11 protein-coding genes are annotated in these 15,647 nt (G+C 70.4%); 4 read left to right on the top strand and 7 right to left on the bottom strand.

Annotation, left to right across the window (positions count from 1 at the left end; all coding sequences use genetic code 11):
* Positions 1 to 91: 91 nt before the first annotated feature.
* Together OG496_RS20785 and OG496_RS20780 are read right to left on the bottom strand one after the other, a co-directional pair.
* A complete protein-coding gene (locus OG496_RS20785; protein ID WP_405971944.1) occupies positions 92 to 2,029 on the bottom strand; it encodes a glycogen debranching N-terminal domain-containing protein in 1,938 nt (645 codons plus the stop codon).
* A gap of 60 nt (positions 2,030 to 2,089) precedes the next feature.
* Positions 2,090 to 3,511, bottom strand: a complete 1,422-nt coding sequence (locus OG496_RS20780) for an MGH1-like glycoside hydrolase domain-containing protein (RefSeq protein ID WP_405971943.1) — start codon at positions 3,509 to 3,511, stop codon at positions 2,090 to 2,092.
* Positions 3,512 to 3,631: 120 nt separating this feature from the next.
* Here OG496_RS20780 and OG496_RS20775 point away from each other — a divergent pair, with 120 nt between their 5' ends.
* Both OG496_RS20775 and ppdK read left to right on the top strand, forming a co-directional pair.
* Complete coding sequence (locus OG496_RS20775) at positions 3,632 to 4,834, top strand: ROK family protein (protein ID WP_366490979.1); 1,203 nt, start codon at positions 3,632 to 3,634, stop codon at positions 4,832 to 4,834.
* 439 nt (positions 4,835 to 5,273) lie between these two features.
* Positions 5,274 to 7,994 carry a pyruvate, phosphate dikinase gene (gene ppdK / locus OG496_RS20770; RefSeq protein ID WP_399394877.1) on the top strand — a complete coding sequence of 907 codons (2,721 nt, stop codon included), beginning with the start codon at positions 5,274 to 5,276 and terminating at the stop codon, positions 7,992 to 7,994.
* 157 nt (positions 7,995 to 8,151) lie between these two features.
* Here the strand turns inward: ppdK and OG496_RS20765 are convergent, their stop codons facing one another.
* Positions 8,152 to 8,673, bottom strand: coding sequence for an excalibur calcium-binding domain-containing protein (locus OG496_RS20765; RefSeq protein WP_405976664.1), 522 nt, complete (start codon positions 8,671 to 8,673; stop codon positions 8,152 to 8,154).
* Positions 8,674 to 8,857: 184 nt separating this feature from the next.
* On the opposite strand from OG496_RS20765, the gene OG496_RS20760 reads away from it, so the two are divergent.
* Positions 8,858 to 9,784 carry an oxidoreductase gene (locus OG496_RS20760; protein ID WP_405971942.1) on the top strand — a complete coding sequence of 309 codons (927 nt, stop codon included), beginning with the start codon at positions 8,858 to 8,860 and terminating at the stop codon, positions 9,782 to 9,784.
* Between the two features lie 33 nt (positions 9,785 to 9,817).
* Here OG496_RS20760 and OG496_RS20755 read toward each other — a convergent pair whose 3' ends face one another.
* The gene (locus tag OG496_RS20755; RefSeq protein ID WP_405971941.1) at positions 9,818 to 10,597 is read right to left on the bottom strand and encodes an SDR family NAD(P)-dependent oxidoreductase; all 780 of its coding nucleotides are present in this window, start codon (positions 10,595 to 10,597) and stop codon (positions 9,818 to 9,820) included.
* A 91-nt stretch (positions 10,598 to 10,688) separates the two neighbouring features.
* Positions 10,689 to 11,273, bottom strand: coding sequence for a TetR/AcrR family transcriptional regulator (locus tag OG496_RS20750; protein WP_405971940.1), 585 nt, complete (start codon positions 11,271 to 11,273; stop codon positions 10,689 to 10,691).
* Positions 11,274 to 11,451: 178 nt separating this feature from the next.
* Between OG496_RS20750 and OG496_RS20745 the strand changes: the two genes are divergently transcribed.
* Entirely contained in the window at positions 11,452 to 12,402 is a 951-nt protein-coding gene (locus OG496_RS20745) for an MFS transporter (RefSeq protein ID WP_405971939.1), read from the top strand.
* Between the two features lie 81 nt (positions 12,403 to 12,483).
* Here OG496_RS20745 and nirD read toward each other — a convergent pair whose 3' ends face one another.
* Together nirD and nirB are read right to left on the bottom strand one after the other, a co-directional pair.
* Positions 12,484 to 12,834, bottom strand: coding sequence for a nitrite reductase small subunit NirD (nirD, locus tag OG496_RS20740; protein ID WP_405971938.1), 351 nt, complete (start codon positions 12,832 to 12,834; stop codon positions 12,484 to 12,486).
* The gene (nirB, locus tag OG496_RS20735) at positions 12,831 to 15,464 is read right to left on the bottom strand and encodes a nitrite reductase large subunit NirB (RefSeq protein ID WP_405971937.1); all 2,634 of its coding nucleotides are present in this window, start codon (positions 15,462 to 15,464) and stop codon (positions 12,831 to 12,833) included. Before nirB ends, nirD begins: the two co-directional genes overlap by 4 nt.
* Positions 15,465 to 15,647 lie beyond the last annotated feature (183 nt).

Genomic DNA, 15,647 nt, shown 5'->3' with positions numbered 1-15,647 from the left:
AGGCAGGACCGCCGCTCTTCCGTACGAGTTGCCTCGTGCCCCTGTTCACGGAACTGGGCAAACACCCGGCAAACGGCTTATCACCGTTGTGTCACGCGCCCCCGACCGCCGTGAGCAGCGCCAATGGAGCCGCCGCCGAGCGGGACTCCCGTACGCACGCGTGCGGGTACGGAACCGGCTCCGGGTGGGTGTCGCGGCCGTAGCCCGCGAGGACCTCCGGGAGGCGGTGGCCGGTCGCCGTCGCCGCGTCGACCAGCGCGTGCGCGACCGTGCGGGCCTCGTCGTGCAGGCCGTAGCGGGCCAGGCCCAGCGTGATCAGCGCGTTGTCGTGCGGCCAGACCGAACCCCGGTGGTACGAGAGAGGGTGGTAGGCCGCTTGGCCTGACGCCAGCGTGCGGACTCCCCAGCCCGAGAAGAAGTCCGGGGCCAGCAGTCTGCGGCCGACCAGCTCGCCGTACTCCTTGTCCAGCAGGCCGGACCAGAGCAGGTGGCCCGCGTCCGACGCCAGCGCGTCGACCTGCCGGCCCTCGCCGTCCAGCGCCAGCGCCGGGAAGGAGTGCTCCCGCATCCAGAAGTCCCGCTGGAAACGGTCCCGGAGGTCGGCTGCCGCCTGTTCCAGGAGGGCCGCGTAGGTCTCGTCCTCCCATACCGTGCGGGCGAGTTGGGCCGTACGGCGCAGCGCGTCGTACGCGTAGCCCTGCGCCCCCGCCGCCATCACCGGACCGCTCGCGCGCGTGCCGTCGGCGCCGCAGATCGCGCCGGGGGAGTCCTTCCAGTTCTGATTGGCGAGGCCGCCCTGGTCCGCGCGGTAGACCAGGTAGCCGCGTGAGGTCAGGCCGCCGTGGTCGAGCATCCAGCCGATCGCGGCACGGGCGTTGGGCTCCAGGCGCCGGGCCAGGGCCGTGTCGCCGGTCTGCTCCACGTACGCCCCGAGCAGCACCAGGAACAGCGGGGTCGCGTCGACCGAGCCGTAGTAACGCCCGTACGGCACCTGCCCGAAGTGCGCCAACTCGCCGTGCCGCACCTCGTGCACGATCTTGCCGGGCTGCGACACCGACTCCGGGCCCACCGCCGTCGCCTGCGTCGCGGCGAGGGCGGGGAGGGTGGCTGCGGCCAGTTGGGGGCGGTACGGGAGGGCGAAGAGCGATGTGAGGAGTGCGTCCCGGCCCAGCAGGGTCAGGAACCACGGGGCTCCCGCCGCCGGTACGCGCAGTTCCTCGCCGTCGGGACCCGTCGCCGGGACCTGGAGCGAGGCCAGGTCCGACAGGCCCCGGGCGCAGGCGGCCGCCAACTCCGGCCAGCCGGTGGGGAAGGAGACGCCCTGGACGTACTCGCCCTCCAGAGCGAGGAGTTGGTCGTTCAGGGCGGACGGTGAGCGCGGTACCCGCAGGGCGCGCTTGTCGCCGTGCGGGCGGGCCATCACGCGGAGCGCCAACTCGGCGGTGCCGTGCGGTTCGAGGTCCAGGGTCCACACCATGCGGCGGGCGCCGGTGCCGGTCTCCTCGACGCCGTCCGGAGCGGGCTCGGCCGTGACCGTCGTACAAGAACGCCATTCGCCGCGCTGGTAGGCGAACTCCACGCCGTCCTCCAGGACTTGGCGGGAGCGGGTGGCGCCGGTCTTCGCGTAGGTGCGGTAGTCGGAGCGGAGTTCGAACTGGTCGGTGAAGTCGGCGTCGGCGGTGACCGCGAGCCGGACCGTCGTCGGGACCGGACGGTTGCTGGTCACCTTCAGCGATTCGACGAACGCGCCGTCGCCGACGGCCTGTTCACGGAAGAGCGTGTGTGCGGGCGGTTCCTGGCGGCCGCCGCGCGGGACGAGGACACAGCGCGCCATGTCTCCGTCGGCCACCGGTGTCAACGCCTCCGGCACCGCGCCGTCGACCGTCAACTGCCAGCGGCTCAGGTGCCGGGCGTCCCGTACGAATAACCCGTCCGGGGAACTGCCGCCCCGTACGCCGCTGATGTCCCCGCCGTCGCCCACGGCTGCGAACGTCCCGCCGTGCACGAGCAGATGATGCCGGTCCGTCATCCCCGGTCCCCTCCCTTGATTCTCTTGGCGACCTTGACTTCTGTGTCACTGACGTCGGTGTCAGTCACGTGTGTCACTCATGTCGAACGTGCCGAGGCCCGCGGCGGACACGCCGTGTCCAGGGGGCTCGTGAAGCAGATCGAGGGTCAGCGCGGCGGTCCAGCTGAAGCCGGTCGCGCCGCACGCCTCGCCGTCGTACGGGTCGACGTACTCGGCGAAGTCGGTGGCGGCGGCGGTCTCCAGGACCGCCGTGCGGAGCGCGTCCGCCCGTGTCCGCTCGCCGTGCAGCCGCAGGCCGCGCTCCAGCAGCCAGCTCGTGTTGAACCAGGCCGGGCCGCGCCAGTACCGGTGCGGATCGAACGCCTCGCCCAACAGGTCGTAGCTGGGCGGGAGTCGGGTGGTGTCACCGAGCCCGAAGTGCGGGCCGGACGCCGTACGGACGAGGGCGGTGGTGATGTCCCGGGGCAGGTCGGGGAGGAGGAGCGGGATCAGGCCGGAGACGCTGCGCTCGGGGATCAGTCCCTCGCCGCGTACGTCGCGGCAGAAGAACATGCCCTCCGCCGGGTCCCACAGCCGCTCGATCAGCACCCCGGTGAGGCGCTCCGCGCGCGCGTGCCGGGCCGTGCCCGTCGCGCCCAACTCCCGGGCGATACGGGCCAGTGCGTGCTCGGAGGCGATCAGCAGCGCGTTGAAGGACGGGTCCTCCACCGCGAACTCGCTTGCCCCGTCGGCGTATTCGCCGTCCCGGTAGTCCGTCGCCAGGCGCACGTAACGGCCGTAGTCCAGATCCGTGGGCCGGTCCTCGGCGGCCCCGTGGTCGAGGTCGGCGCGGCGGAAGGAACGGGCCGGGGCGGGCGGGATCCGGCCCAACGGGGCGTCCCAGCAAGGGCTGTTGTCCATACCCTGTTCCCAGGGATGCACGACGGACGCGAGCCCGCCCCCGCCCAGGTCCCGCCGGTGCAGCAGATAGCGGTGCCAGGCGGCCAGCCGCGGGTAGACACCGGCGAGGAAGCCACGCGCGCGGGAGAGGCCCGGATCGGCGCAGTGCACCAGCCACGCGGCCAGCGCGTGGACCGGTGGCTGCACGATGCCCGAGGTCTGTACGGTGCGCGGGGCGCCCGCGGTGCGCCCCGCGGTCGAGGAGCGCCAGAAGTCGGGGCTCGGGAAGTACGCGTCGAGCGGTACGGAGGGGTTGAAGACGATGTGCGGGATACGGCCGTCGCCCCACTGGGCGGCGAGCAGCGTCTCCAGCTCCGTCTGCGCCCGCAGCGGCGAGAGGTGCCGCAGACCGATCGCGATGAACGCGGAGTCCCAGGACCACTGGTGCGGATACAGACCGCGGGAGGGGACGGTTGAGGCACCCGTCCAGTTCCCTTCCAGTACGGCAGCCGCCCTGAGGTGCAGCGGACCTGACAAGGACGGCGGATCGTATACGAGGTGGTGCTCCACTGGGAGGGCTGTGAGCTGGGCAGTGCGATCCACTCGGGACTCCACGAAACACATCGTGCCGACCGGTTCGGTCATGGCTACCGTAGGGTTACGTCTATTTAACACGCAAAACTCAATATGTAATGCAGGGTTGAGAAACACAAGGGGGTGCGCATGACTGGACGAGGTCAAGCGAGCGCCGGCGATCTGCTCGAACTGGTACGCACCGGGCGCGCCACGACCCGCGGCGCCCTCCAACAGGTGACCGGACTCTCACGCGCGACCGTCGGCCAGCGCCTGGACCGGCTCTTCCGCGCGGGCTGGCTGCGCGAGGGCGCGGGCGGTCCCGTGGACTCCCCGCTGGGCGGCAGGCCCTCGATCACCCTGGAGTTCGACGACGCTCACGCCGTAGTCCTCGCGGCGGACCTGGACACCCGCCACGCGCGCGCGTGCGTCCTCTCGCTCACCGGCGAGATCCTCGCCGAGCACGGCGGCACGCTCGTCATCGAGGACGGCCCGGACGCCGTACTCGGCGAACTCGGCCGCTGGTTCGCCGAACTCCTGGAGAAGGCCGGACACCGGCCGTCCGAGGTCTGCGGCATCGGCCTCGCGGTCCCCGGGCCCGTCGACAGCGAGACCGGCCGCGTCGTCCAGCCGCCGATCATGCCCGGCTGGGACGGCTACGACATAAGAGGCCGCCTCGCCCGCGCCTTCACCGAACACACCGGCGCCCCCCGGGTCCCGGTCCTGGTCGACAACGACGCCAACCTCATGGCCTACGGCGAACAGCGCACCGGCCACCCCGACTGCTCGGCCTTCGTCCTGGTCAAGGTCTCGACGGGTATCGGCGCGGGAGTCGTCGTCGGCGGTTCCATCTTCCGGGGGATCGACGGCGGCGCCGGCGACATCGGCCACATCCGCGTCCCGGCGGGCGCGCAGGCGCTGTGCCGCTGTGGGTCCTACGGCTGTCTCGCCGCCGTCGCGAGCGGTGGCGCCGTGGCGCGACGGCTGGCCGAGACCGGGGTGCCGGCGGCGTCCGGCTCGGATGTGCGGGACCTGCTCGCGTCCGGGCATCCGGGCGCCGCCGCGTTCGCCCGCGAGGCGGGACGGCAGGTCGGGGACGTCCTGGCGACCGTGGTGACGCTGCTCAACCCCGGGGTGCTGATGATCGCGGGAGACCTGGCCGGAACGTCCTTCCTCACGGGCGTACGCGAGCTGCTGTACCAGCGGGCGTTGCCGCGCTCCACCGCTCATCTGCACGTACTGACCTCACGGCTCGGCGAGCGGGCCGGGCTGGTGGGCGCGGGGGCGTTGGTCGTGGAGCATCTGTACGCGCCGGAGCGGGTGGAGGAGCGGTTGCTCGCGCTGGGCATGTGAGGGCGGCGGGCGCGTGAGGTCCGTGGGCATGTGACGTCCGGGTTTCCGTCCCGAGACTCGTCCGGATGGTGAAATCCGGTCGGGTGTGGAAGCGTGATTCTCGCCACCTTTGATAGGGGTGGCGCTCAGGTGAGCGGATCTTGCGCGGCTGCACTTCTCCAAGGGGTGGCACTGCGTGCCACCCCTTGATCGTTCATCGATCGAAAACAGGCGAGCCGCGAACCGCTCATGTGAGCGCAAATGCGGGGCGATGAACCTTGCCGCGTTCAAGAAGTGAAAACATCCGGCGGTGTTCGCTTGCCGAGCTTTGACTTTCGATCCGCTGGCGGACTGCCGGTTACAGACGCATGACATGCAAGTGGACGTACCCAGACGCCTTCGATCTGGGTATGTTCCTGGCCGTCAGGGCAGCCACCCGCGTCCCGAGGAGTCGAGACCCGTGTCGGAAAACAAAGAACCCCACGTAGTGAAGTTCGTCTACGACTTCACCGAGGGAAACAAGGACCTCAAGGACCTCCTTGGCGGCAAGGGTGCCAACCTCGCCGAGATGACGAACCTGGGCCTTCCCGTCCCTCCCGGCTTCACCATCACCACCGAGGCGTGCAAGACGTACCTCGACAGTGGCGAGGAGCCGGCGGCACTGCGTGACGAGGTGAGTGCACACCTCGACGCCCTCGAAGCGACGATGGGTAAGAAGCTCGGGCAGGCCGACGACCCCCTCCTCGTATCGGTCCGTTCCGGGGCGAAGTTCTCGATGCCCGGCATGATGGACACGGTCCTGAACATCGGGCTCTCCGACAAGTCCGTGCAGGGCCTGGCGAAGCAGGCCGGCGACGAGCGCTTCGCGTGGGACTCGTACCGCCGTCTGATCCAGATGTTCGGCAAGACCGTCCTCGGCGTCGACGGCGACCTCTTCGAGGAGGCGCTCGACAAGGCCAAGGACGCCAAGAAGGTCGTCGTAGACACCGAGTTGGACGCGGCCGACCTGAAGAAGCTGGTCACCCGGTTCAAGCGGATCGTCAAGACCGAGGCCGGCCGCGACTTCCCGCAGGACCCGCGCGAGCAGATGGACCTCGCCATCCACGCGGTCTTCGACTCCTGGAACACCGACCGCGCCAAGCTCTACCGCCGCCAGGAACGCATCCCGCACGACCTCGGCACGGCGGTCAACGTCTGCTCGATGGTCTTCGGCAACCTCGGCCCCGACTCGGGCACCGGCGTCGCCTTCACCCGCGACCCGGCCAGCGGCCACCAGGGCGTCTACGGCGACTACTTGCAGAACGCGCAGGGCGAGGACGTCGTCGCGGGCATCCGGAACACCGTGCCCCTCGCGGAACTTGAGCAGATCGACAAGGCGTCGTACGACCAGCTCATGCAGATCATGAAGACCCTGGAGAACCACTACAAGGATCTCTGCGACATCGAATTCACCATCGAGCGCGGGCAGTTGTGGATGCTGCAGACGCGGGTGGGGAAGCGGACGGCGGGTGCGGCGTTCCGTATCGCGACCCAACTCGTCGACCAGGGGCTGATCGACGAGGCCGAGGCCCTCCAGCGGGTCACCGGCGCGCAGTTGGCGCAGCTGATGTTCCCGCGCTTCGACGACGAGGCGAAGGTCCAGCAGGTCGGACGGGGCATCGCGGCCTCGCCGGGTGCGGCGGTCGGCAAGGCGGTCTTCGACTCGTACACGGCGGTGAAGTGGTCGCGTTCGGGCGAGAAGGTGATCCTGGTCCGCCGCGAGACCAACCCCGACGACCTCGACGGCATGATCGCGGCGGAGGGCATCCTCACGTCGCGCGGCGGCAAGACGTCCCACGCGGCCGTCGTGGCGCGGGGCATGGGCAAGACGTGCGTGTGTGGCGCGGAGGAGCTTGAGGTCGACACCAAGCGGCGCCGGATGACGGTGCCGGGTGGTCACGTGGTCGAGGAGGGCGACGTGATCTCCATCGACGGTTCCAGCGGCAAGGTGTACCTGGGTGAGGTCCCGGTCGTCCCGTCTCCCGTCGTCGAGTACTTCGAGGGCCGGATGCACGCGGGTGCCGACGACGCCGACGAGCTGGTCGAGGCGGTCCACCGGATCATCGGATACGCCGACCGAGTACGCCGGTTGAGGGTCCGCGCCAACGCCGACAACGCCGAGGACGCGCTGCGCGCCCGCCGCTTCGGCGCCCAGGGCATCGGCCTCTGCCGTACGGAGCACATGTTCCTCGGCGACCGCCGCGAGTTGGTGGAACGCCTGATCCTGGCCGACACGGACACCGAACGCGAGGAGTCCCTCAAGGCTCTTCTCCCGCTCCAGAAGGCCGACTTCGTCGAGCTGTTCAAGGCGATGGACGGACTCCCGGTCACCGTCCGCCTGTTGGACCCGCCGCTGCACGAATTCCTGCCGGACATCACGGAGTTGTCGGTCCGCGTGGCTCTGGCTGAGTCCCGCCAGGAGTCCCACGAGAACGACCTACGACTCCTCCAGGCGGTCCACCGCCTGCACGAGCAGAACCCGATGCTGGGGCTGCGGGGTGTGCGGTTGGGTCTGGTGATTCCGGGCTTGTTCACGATGCAGGTACGGGCGATCGCCGAGGCCGCCGCCGAACGCAAGGCGGCGAAGGGCGACCCGCGCGCGGAGATCATGATCCCGCTCGTCGGCACGGTCCAGGAGCTGGAGATCGTCCGCGAGGAGGCCGACCAGGTCGTCGCGGAGGTAGAGGCGGCAACGGGTACGTCCCTGAAGCTGTCGATCGGCACGATGATCGAACTCCCGCGCGCCGCCCTGACCGCGGGCCAGATCGCGGAGGCGGCGGAGTTCTTCAGCTTCGGCACGAACGACCTCACGCAGACGGTGTGGGGCTTCAGCCGGGACGACGTAGAGGCCTCCTTCTTCACGGCCTACCTGGAGAAGGGCATCTTCGGAGTCAGCCCCTTCGAGACGATCGACAGGGACGGCGTCGGCTCCCTGGTGAAGCTGGCGGCGAAGGCGGGCCGCGAAACCCGCCCGGACCTGAAGCTCGGCGTCTGCGGCGAACACGGCGGCGATCCCGAGTCGGTCCACTTCTTCCACGAGGTCGGACTGGACTACGTGTCGTGCTCCCCGTTCCGGATCCCGGTGGCCCGGCTTGAGGCGGGGCGGGCGGCTTCGGTGGCGCAGGGGAGCGACCACCGGTAGGCGCATGGCCGACCTTTGGTAGGTCGTACGGCATCCAAGAACCCCGGGGCCGCTGTCGGTCATCCTGACCCTCACCGACGCGGCGGTGGTTCCGGATTTCGAGGGGAGGGGCGGGACCCTGTGCGGGGGTGCCGCCCCTCTCCGCTGCCGTCCGCCGTCACTCGCAGGCGACCCCGTCCCCATCCCGGTCGAGGTGGGAGTCGTAGCCGGGGTCGCCCCTGTGCAGGGGCGTGACGCCGGCCGCTCGGGCCGCGGTGCAGTTCGTGTAATAGGTGCTGCTGTCACCGGAGTTGGAGTCGTCGGAGCCCGAGCCGGAACCTGATCCCGAGCCGGAACCTGATCCCGAGCCGGTGCCTGCGGCTGCCTCCGCGGTGACCGTCTTCGTGACCTTGACCGTCTTCGTCGTGGTGACCGTGGGGGCGGGCGCCGGGGTGGCCGTCTCCGTCGTCGTCGCCGTGACGGTCGTCGTCGGCTGCGGGCTGGCCGCCGCGGGCTTCGCGTCGGCCGTCGTGTCGGTCTTCTTGTCCTGGCCGGAGCCGCCCGCGCCGATGCCGATGAAGAAGGCCAGCGCGAGGGCGGGGAGTACGTACCGCTTGCGGGCCCAGCGGGGTGCGGGACGGACCGGCTGGAACGGCGGCTGGGGCTGGGGCATGGGTGGTGTGGCGTACGGGTGGGTCATGTCGTCCCCCTGTGTCTGATGAGACATGGACCGTATTGCCCCGGTGAGGGCGGTGAAGGAGGAGTGACCATCTCGTGATGGACATGTCGCTCGGTGTGAGCGAAGCGGTGGCGCGTCGGCTCTCGTACGCTGAGATCCCAACCGCTCGCCGACGCTTGTCCACGCCCACCGAGGGAGCCCGATCATGTCCGGCTGGAACGAGAAGGCCGTCCCCGACCAGCGCGGCCGGGTCGCCGTCGTCACCGGGGCCAACAGCGGGCTCGGCTACGTCACCGCGCGCGAGCTGGCCCGCAAGGGTGCCCGGGTCGTGCTCGCCTGCCGGAGCGAGGTGCGGGGGAGTGAGGCCGCCGACCGGATCGTGGCCGAAGTGCCGGGCGCCGAGGCGCAGTTCGGGCGGCTGGATCTCGGGGACCTGGCGTCGGTGCGGGAGTTCGCGTCCACTTTTCCGTACGAACGGCTCGATCTGCTCGTCAACAACGCCGGGGTCATGGCGATGCCGTACGGCACCACGGTGGACGGGTTCGAGACGCAGTTCGGGGTCAACCACCTGGGGCACTTCGCGCTCACCGGGCTGCTGATGCCGGCGCTGCTCGACGCACCCGACGCCCGGATCGTCACGCTCTCCAGCTTCATGCACGTGCTCGCCAACATCGACATCGACGACCTCAACAGCGAGCACCGGTACAGCCGTTGGACCGCGTACTCCCGTTCCAAGACCGCCAACCTGCTCTTCACGCACGAACTGGCGCGGCGGCTCGCGGCGGCCGGTTCGGGGGTGGTCGCGACCGCCGCCCACCCCGGGTACGCCGCCACCAACCTCCAGACCGCCGGGCCGCAGGCGGAGGGGCGCAGGGGCGCCGAGCGGCTCATGGAGATCGGCAACCGGGTCTTCGCCCAGTCGGCGGAGGCCGGCGCGCTGCCCTCCCTCTACGCGGCCACCGCCCCCGACGTACGCCCTGATGCGTTCTTCGGCCCCCGTATCGCCATGTGGCGCGGGGCACCGGCACCGTCCTGGCGTGCCCCCTGGACCCTCAACGACGCGATGGGGCAACGCCTTTGGGCCGCTTCGGAGGAGCTGACGGGGGTTGTGTACGACCAACTCAAGGCGTGAGCACCCGAGTTACCGGTATTCGGCTTCTCGCCTTCACGCCGTCGCGCCGCTGTCCACCACCAGGTCCGTGCCCACCACCGACGCCGCGTCGTCCGAGGCCAAGTAGAGGACGGCGGCGGCCACTTCGGACGTGGCGGAGATACGGCCGAGGGGGAGCGTGGCCCGTACGCGTTCGGCGCGGTCGGCCTCCGTCTCGCCGGCGCGCAGGGACATCGGGGTGTCCGTGGCGCCGGGGCTGACCACGTTGATGCGGACTCCCTCGCGGATGTGGTCCACGGCGGCACCCTTGCTCAGCACGGCTACGGCCGCCTTGGACGCGGCGTAGGCGGCGGCCCCGGGGCTGCTCGTGTGCACGCCGAAGGTCGACGCCACGTTCACGATCGCGCCGCCGGACGGCTGGGCGCGCATCTGCCGGATCTCGGCCTGGAGCGCGAGGAAGACACCGGTGACGTTGATGTCGAGTTGGGCGCGCCAGTCCTCCTCGATGAGGTCGGCGAGGGGCTGCCCGCCCCGGAAGATCCCCGCGTTGTTGACGGCCACGTCGAGTGAGCCGTATCGGTCTACGGCTGCCTGCACCAGGGCGTTGGCGTCAACTGCCTTCGACACGTCGGCAGTTACCGCGAGGGCCTTACCGCCCCCGGCCTCGATCAACGCGACGGTCTCGTCGAGTGGTTCCCGACGTCGTCCTGCTATGACGACGTTCGCGCCCTCGGCCGCGAACGCGAGGGCGATTGCCCTTCCGATACCCGAGCCCGCGCCGGTGACGAGTGCGGTCCTGCCGATGAAGCGGGCGGATGTGTGGCGGCTGGTCATGATCTCCCCTTTTCTTGACCGATCGGTTCAGTATGAGGATGCGAGAAGGCACCCCGGAGAGTGCGAGAAAGCGCCCCGATTGAGCGGGGCTTCAGCCCAGCAACGTCAACGCCTGCTCCGCCGCGTCCCGCACCCGCGCCGGGTCCCCGGACGCCCGGCCGACCACCCGCAGCCCCTGCATCAGCACCAGCAGCATGCGCGCGAGGGCGAGCGGATCGCGGTCGGCGGGCAACTCGCCCTGTGCCTGCGCCCGCACCAGCGTCGAGCGCAACACCGCCTCCAGCTGGTCCCAGTTGCGCTCGACCAGCCGGGTCGCGGCCGCGTCGTGCGGGGCGAGTTCGGCCGCCGTGTTGGTCACCATGCAGCCCAGCGACCGTAGTTGTTCGTCCGCCGCCTCGGCCGCGTACCGCCGTACGATCGCCCGCACGGGCGGCAGCGCGGGGCCCGGCTGGGACAACTCCCGCACCATCGGGGTGAGTCCGGACCGGTCGTAGCGCTCCAGCGCCTTCAGGTACAGCTCGTGCTTGTTGCCGAAGGTCGCGTAGATGCTGGCCCGCCCGATGCCGAGGTGCTCGACGAGGTCGGACATCGACGTCGCCTCGTAGCCGCGCCGCCAGAACAGCTCCAGGGCTGCCCGCAGCGCGGCCTCGGGATCGAACTCCTTGGTCCTGGCCATGTTCGACAGCCTAGGTTTATCGAGAACGGTCAGTCAAGAAAGTCTGCCCGAGCGAGCCGAGCGAGCCGAGCAAGCCCAATACCCGAGCAAGCCGGGCAAGCCCAATAGGAGGGCCCGCCGCTCACGCGAACTCGGGGATCAGCTCGCCCACCCGGCGGATGCTGTCCATCACCCGCTCGTGCGGGATCGCCCCCACCTGCTGGAAGCACATCAGGCGGTCGATGCCCGCGTCCGCGTACGCCCGCAGTTTCTTGCGGCAGGTGTCGGCGCTGCCGACGATCAGGGAGTCCTGCGCAAGAGCTTCCTCGGCAGCTTCCAGTTCGCCGGCCAGGGCCTGTCGACCCTCCTCGCGGCAGGCTTCGCGGCGATTCTCACGGCTGTGCTCTCCGACGCGCAGATGACGTCGTGGGGCTGGCGCGTGCCGTTCGTGTTCGGCCTGCTGGTCGGCCCGGTGGGCTATTTCGTACGGCGCTACATGGATGAATCCCCGGCGCTGGCAACGGAGTTGGAGTCGGCCGCCCCGAAGCCCCCCCCGATCGTGTCGGTCTTCCGCGACCACTGGGGTGGGCTGCTGGTCGCCGGCGGCGCGCTGATCCTCTCGACGGCGCTGAACTTTATGCTGCAGTACCCGCCGACGTACGGCATCGGTCAACTGGGCGTCGACGCCTCGCTGTCGTTCACGGCACTGCTCATCGCCGGGGCCGTCCTGACCTTCGTCACCCCGCTCGTGGGGCTGCTGGGCGACCGCCACGGCCGGCTGCGCATCATGATCCCGGCCGCGGTGCTGATCGGCGTGAGCGTCGTCCCGCTCTTCCTGTGGCTCAACGCCGCGCCGTCCTTCCTCACCCTCGCGCTGTGCACGACCGTCCTCGCCCTGCTGAAGGCGGTGTACTTCGGCACGCTGCCGTCGGTGATGGCCGACGTCTTCCCGGCGCGGGCCCGCGCGACGGGCCTGTCGTTCAGTTACAACACGACGGTCGCGCTCTTCGGCGGCTTCACCCCGACGATCGCCGCGGCCCTGATCGAGGCGACCGGTTCGCCGGTGGCACCGGGTTACTACCTGCTGGCCACGGCCGTGTTGAGCACCGCCGCCCTGACGGCCGCGCTGCGCACGCACCGGATCCGGTGAGGAGGGGTGCCGTGGTGCGCTTCGCGACCCAGGGGCATCACGGCTCGCGCGTCACCGGGCTCGCCTCCCTCTCCTACGTCGTCACCCCGCCCGCACCTCGTACGTCGCCACCCGCACCGAAGCGTCGTCGAGACACTCCCCGGAGATCAGGTCGAACCGCTGTTTGAGCAGCGGCGACGCGACGAACGGGCGGCCCTGGTGGGTGCCGGTCAGGCCGCGGGAGAGGACCGCCGCGCCGCTGAACGGGTCGCGGTTGTCGATGCCGTAGAGGGTGCCGGAGCGGTCGCGGAAGAGGGCGACCTGGTGGCCGTCGGGCAGCAGGGCCGCCACCCCGCGGCCGGGGGTGAGCCGGTTGAGGTCGCAGACCGTGAACCAGCCCTCGGTGAGGTGGAGTTGGACCTTCAGGTCGGTCGTCTCGGGAGCCAGGGTCATCGCTGGGCGCTTCCTTCCAGGACGTCTGCGGGCTGCTGGGGCCGCATGCCGATGGTCAGCAACGGCAGGTCGGGCTTGATCTGTTCGCGCTCGGGGACGAAGCCGACGACCGGGTCCGGGGTGTCGGGCGCGTTCACGAAGGACACGAACCGGTCCAGTTTCTCCGGGTCGTTGATGGTGGTGGCCCACTCGTCGCGGTACCCGGCGACGTGCGCGGCCATCAGCGACTCCAGCTCCTCGCAGATGCCGAGCGAGTCCGCCACGACCACGTCCCGTACGTGGTCGAGGCCGCCCGGAATCCGCTCCAGCCACACGCTCGTGCGCTCCAGCCGGTCGGCCGTACGGATGTAGAACATGAGGAACCGGTCGATCAGGCGCACCAGTTCGGCATCGGACAGGTCCTTCGCCAGCAGGTCCGCGTGGCGCGGGGTCGCGCCGCCGTTGCCGCCGACGTAGAGGTTCCAGCCGTTGGCGGTGGCGATGATGCCGAAGTCCTTCGACTGGGCCTCGGCGCACTCGCGGGCGCAGCCGGAGACCGCCGACTTGAGCTTGTGCGGGGAGCGCAGGCCCCGGTAGCGCAGCTCCAGGTCGATCGCCATCCGGACCGAGTCCTGGACGCCGTAGCGGCACCAGGTCTGTCCCACACAGGACTTGACGGTGCGCAGTGCTTTTCCGTACGCGTGGCCGGACTCGAAGCCGGCGTCCACCAACCGGGCCCAGATCAGCGGGAGTTGTTCCACCCGCGCGCCGAAGAGGTCGATGCGCTGGCCGCCGGTGATCTTCGTGTAGAGGCCGAAGTCGCGGGCCACCTCGCCGATCACGATGAGTTTCTCGGGGGTGATCTCGCCGCCGGGGATGCGCGGTACGACCGAATACGAGCCGTTCTTCTGCAAGTTGGCGAGGAAGTGGTCGTTGCTGTCCTGCAGGGCCGCCTGTTCGCCGTCCAGGACATAACCGCTCGCGCCGATCGTCGGGGCGAGGGAGGCGATGACCGAGGCGACCGTCGGCTTGCAGATCTCGCAGCCGTCGCCGCCCCGGGCGCCCTCACGGCCGTAGCGATCCAGCAGATCCTGGTAGGAGTTGATCCGCAGCGCGAGGGCGATCTCGTACAACTCCTCGCGGGTCTGCGCGAAGCAGCCGCACAGGCCCTTGTCGACCTCGACGCCGTTCGCCTCCAGCTCGGCGGTGACCAGCTGGCCGAGCACCTTGACGCAACTACCGCAGCCCGTACCGGCCTTGGTGCACTTCTTCACCTCCGGCACGCTCGTGCAGGAGTGGTCCGTCACCGCGCCGCGGATCGCGCCCTTGCTGACGTTGTGGCAGGAGCAGATGACGGCCGCGTCGGGCAGCGCGGACGGACCGAGCTGGACGGCGCCCCCGGAACCGGCCGGCAGCACCAACTGCTCGGGGGAGACCGGCGGTACGGACCCGGTGAACGCGCGCAGCGTGCCGTACGCGTCCGCGTCACCGACCAGGATGCCGCCCAGCAGCTCACCGCCCCGGCCGATCACCAGCTTCTTGTACGTGCCCGCCCGCGCGTCGGAGTAGACGACGTCGAGGCAGTCCGCGGTGGCGCCGTGCGCGTCGCCGAACGACGCCACGTCCACGCCGAGCAGCTTCAGCTTGGTCGACAAGTCCGCGCCGGTGAAGGCGGATTCGTCCCGCGCGATGGTCGCGGCGGCCGTCTCCGCCTGCTCATAACCGGGCGCCACCAGGCCGTACACCCGGCCGTCCGCGGCCAGCGCGCACTCGCCGATCGCGAACACCTGCGGGTCGGTGACCGTACGGCACTGCTCGTCGACCGCGATGCCGCCGCGCTCACCGACCGACAGGCCGCAGGCGCGGGCGAGTTGGTCGCGGGGGCGGACACCGGCGCTGAACACCACCATGTCCGTGGCGAGTTGGGAACCGTCCGACAGCTTCATGCCGGTGACCGCGCCGTCCGTGCCGGTCACGATCTCCTGGGTGCCCACTCCCGTGTGGACGCTCAGGCCCATGTCCTCGATGGTGCGCAGGAGCGCGGCCCCGCCGCCCTCGTCGATCTGCACCGGCATCAGGCGCGGCGCGAACTCCACGATGTGGCTGGTGAGTCCGAGCCCCTTCAGCGCGCCCGCGGCCTCAAGACCGAGCAGCCCGCCGCCCACCACGGCACCCGTCGGCGCACCGGTCGTCGCCTTCGCCTTCGACTTCGCGTACGCCTCGATCGCGAGCAGGTCCTCGATCGTGCGGTAGACGAAACAGCCCTCGGCGTCCTTGCCGGGGACCGGCGGCACGAACGGGTACGAGCCGGTGGCGAGGACGAGCGTGTCGTACTCGACTGCCAGGCCGGAGCGGGCGGTTACCGTCCTCGACGCGCGGTCGATCGTCTCCGCCGGGTCGCCGACGTACAGCTCGATCCCGTGGTCCGCGATGAACTCCGCGTCCGTGAGCGAGAGTTCCTCGGGCGTGCGGCCCGAGAAGTACGAGGTGAGCTGGACGCGGTCGTAGGCCGGACGCGGTTCCTCGCACAGCACGACCACACGGTGCGTGGCGGTCAGGCCGCGCTCGGCGAGCGCTTCGAGGAAGCGCTGGCCGACCATGCCGTGGCCGACGAGCACGATGGTGGGCGCCACACGCGGATTCGAGGTCATGCCCAGGAGCCTGCGACGCCGGTGTTTCCCGACCGCATCCCACCTGTTTCCCGCGAGGAACGCTGCCCTCAGCGGGAGCGCGCGGGGGGTGTGAGGGTTCGGCGTGCGCGCCGGGGGTGGGGTGTGAGGTTCGGTTAACCGAACCCCCGGGTTCCGTGCAGGCACCATCGTGTACAGCGGGCT

It is taken from the genome of Streptomyces sp. NBC_00988, assembly GCF_045162645.1.
Taxonomy (GTDB): domain Bacteria; phylum Actinomycetota; class Actinomycetes; order Streptomycetales; family Streptomycetaceae; genus Streptomyces.
This window is presented reverse-complemented; position numbering and strand designations above follow the sequence as displayed.

Excerpts from the sequence above, each read along its gene's own strand:
- OG496_RS20785 (WP_405971944.1), bottom strand. The coding sequence starts at position 2,029 with ATGACGGACCGGCATCATCTGCTCGTGCACGGCGGGACGTTCGCAGCC.
- OG496_RS20775 (WP_366490979.1), top strand. The coding sequence starts at position 3,632 with ATGACTGGACGAGGTCAAGCGAGCGCCGGCGATCTGCTCGAACTGGTA.
- OG496_RS20765 (WP_405976664.1), bottom strand. The coding sequence starts at position 8,673 with ATGACCCACCCGTACGCCACACCACCCATGCCCCAGCCCCAGCCGCCG.
- OG496_RS20760 (WP_405971942.1), top strand. The coding sequence starts at position 8,858 with ATGTCCGGCTGGAACGAGAAGGCCGTCCCCGACCAGCGCGGCCGGGTC.
- OG496_RS20755 (WP_405971941.1), bottom strand. The coding sequence starts at position 10,597 with ATGACCAGCCGCCACACATCCGCCCGCTTCATCGGCAGGACCGCACTC.
- OG496_RS20750 (WP_405971940.1), bottom strand. The coding sequence starts at position 11,273 with ATGGCCAGGACCAAGGAGTTCGATCCCGAGGCCGCGCTGCGGGCAGCC.
- nirD (WP_405971938.1), bottom strand. The coding sequence starts at position 12,834 with ATGACCCTGGCTCCCGAGACGACCGACCTGAAGGTCCAACTCCACCTC.
- nirB (WP_405971937.1), bottom strand. The coding sequence starts at position 15,464 with ATGACCTCGAATCCGCGTGTGGCGCCCACCATCGTGCTCGTCGGCCAC.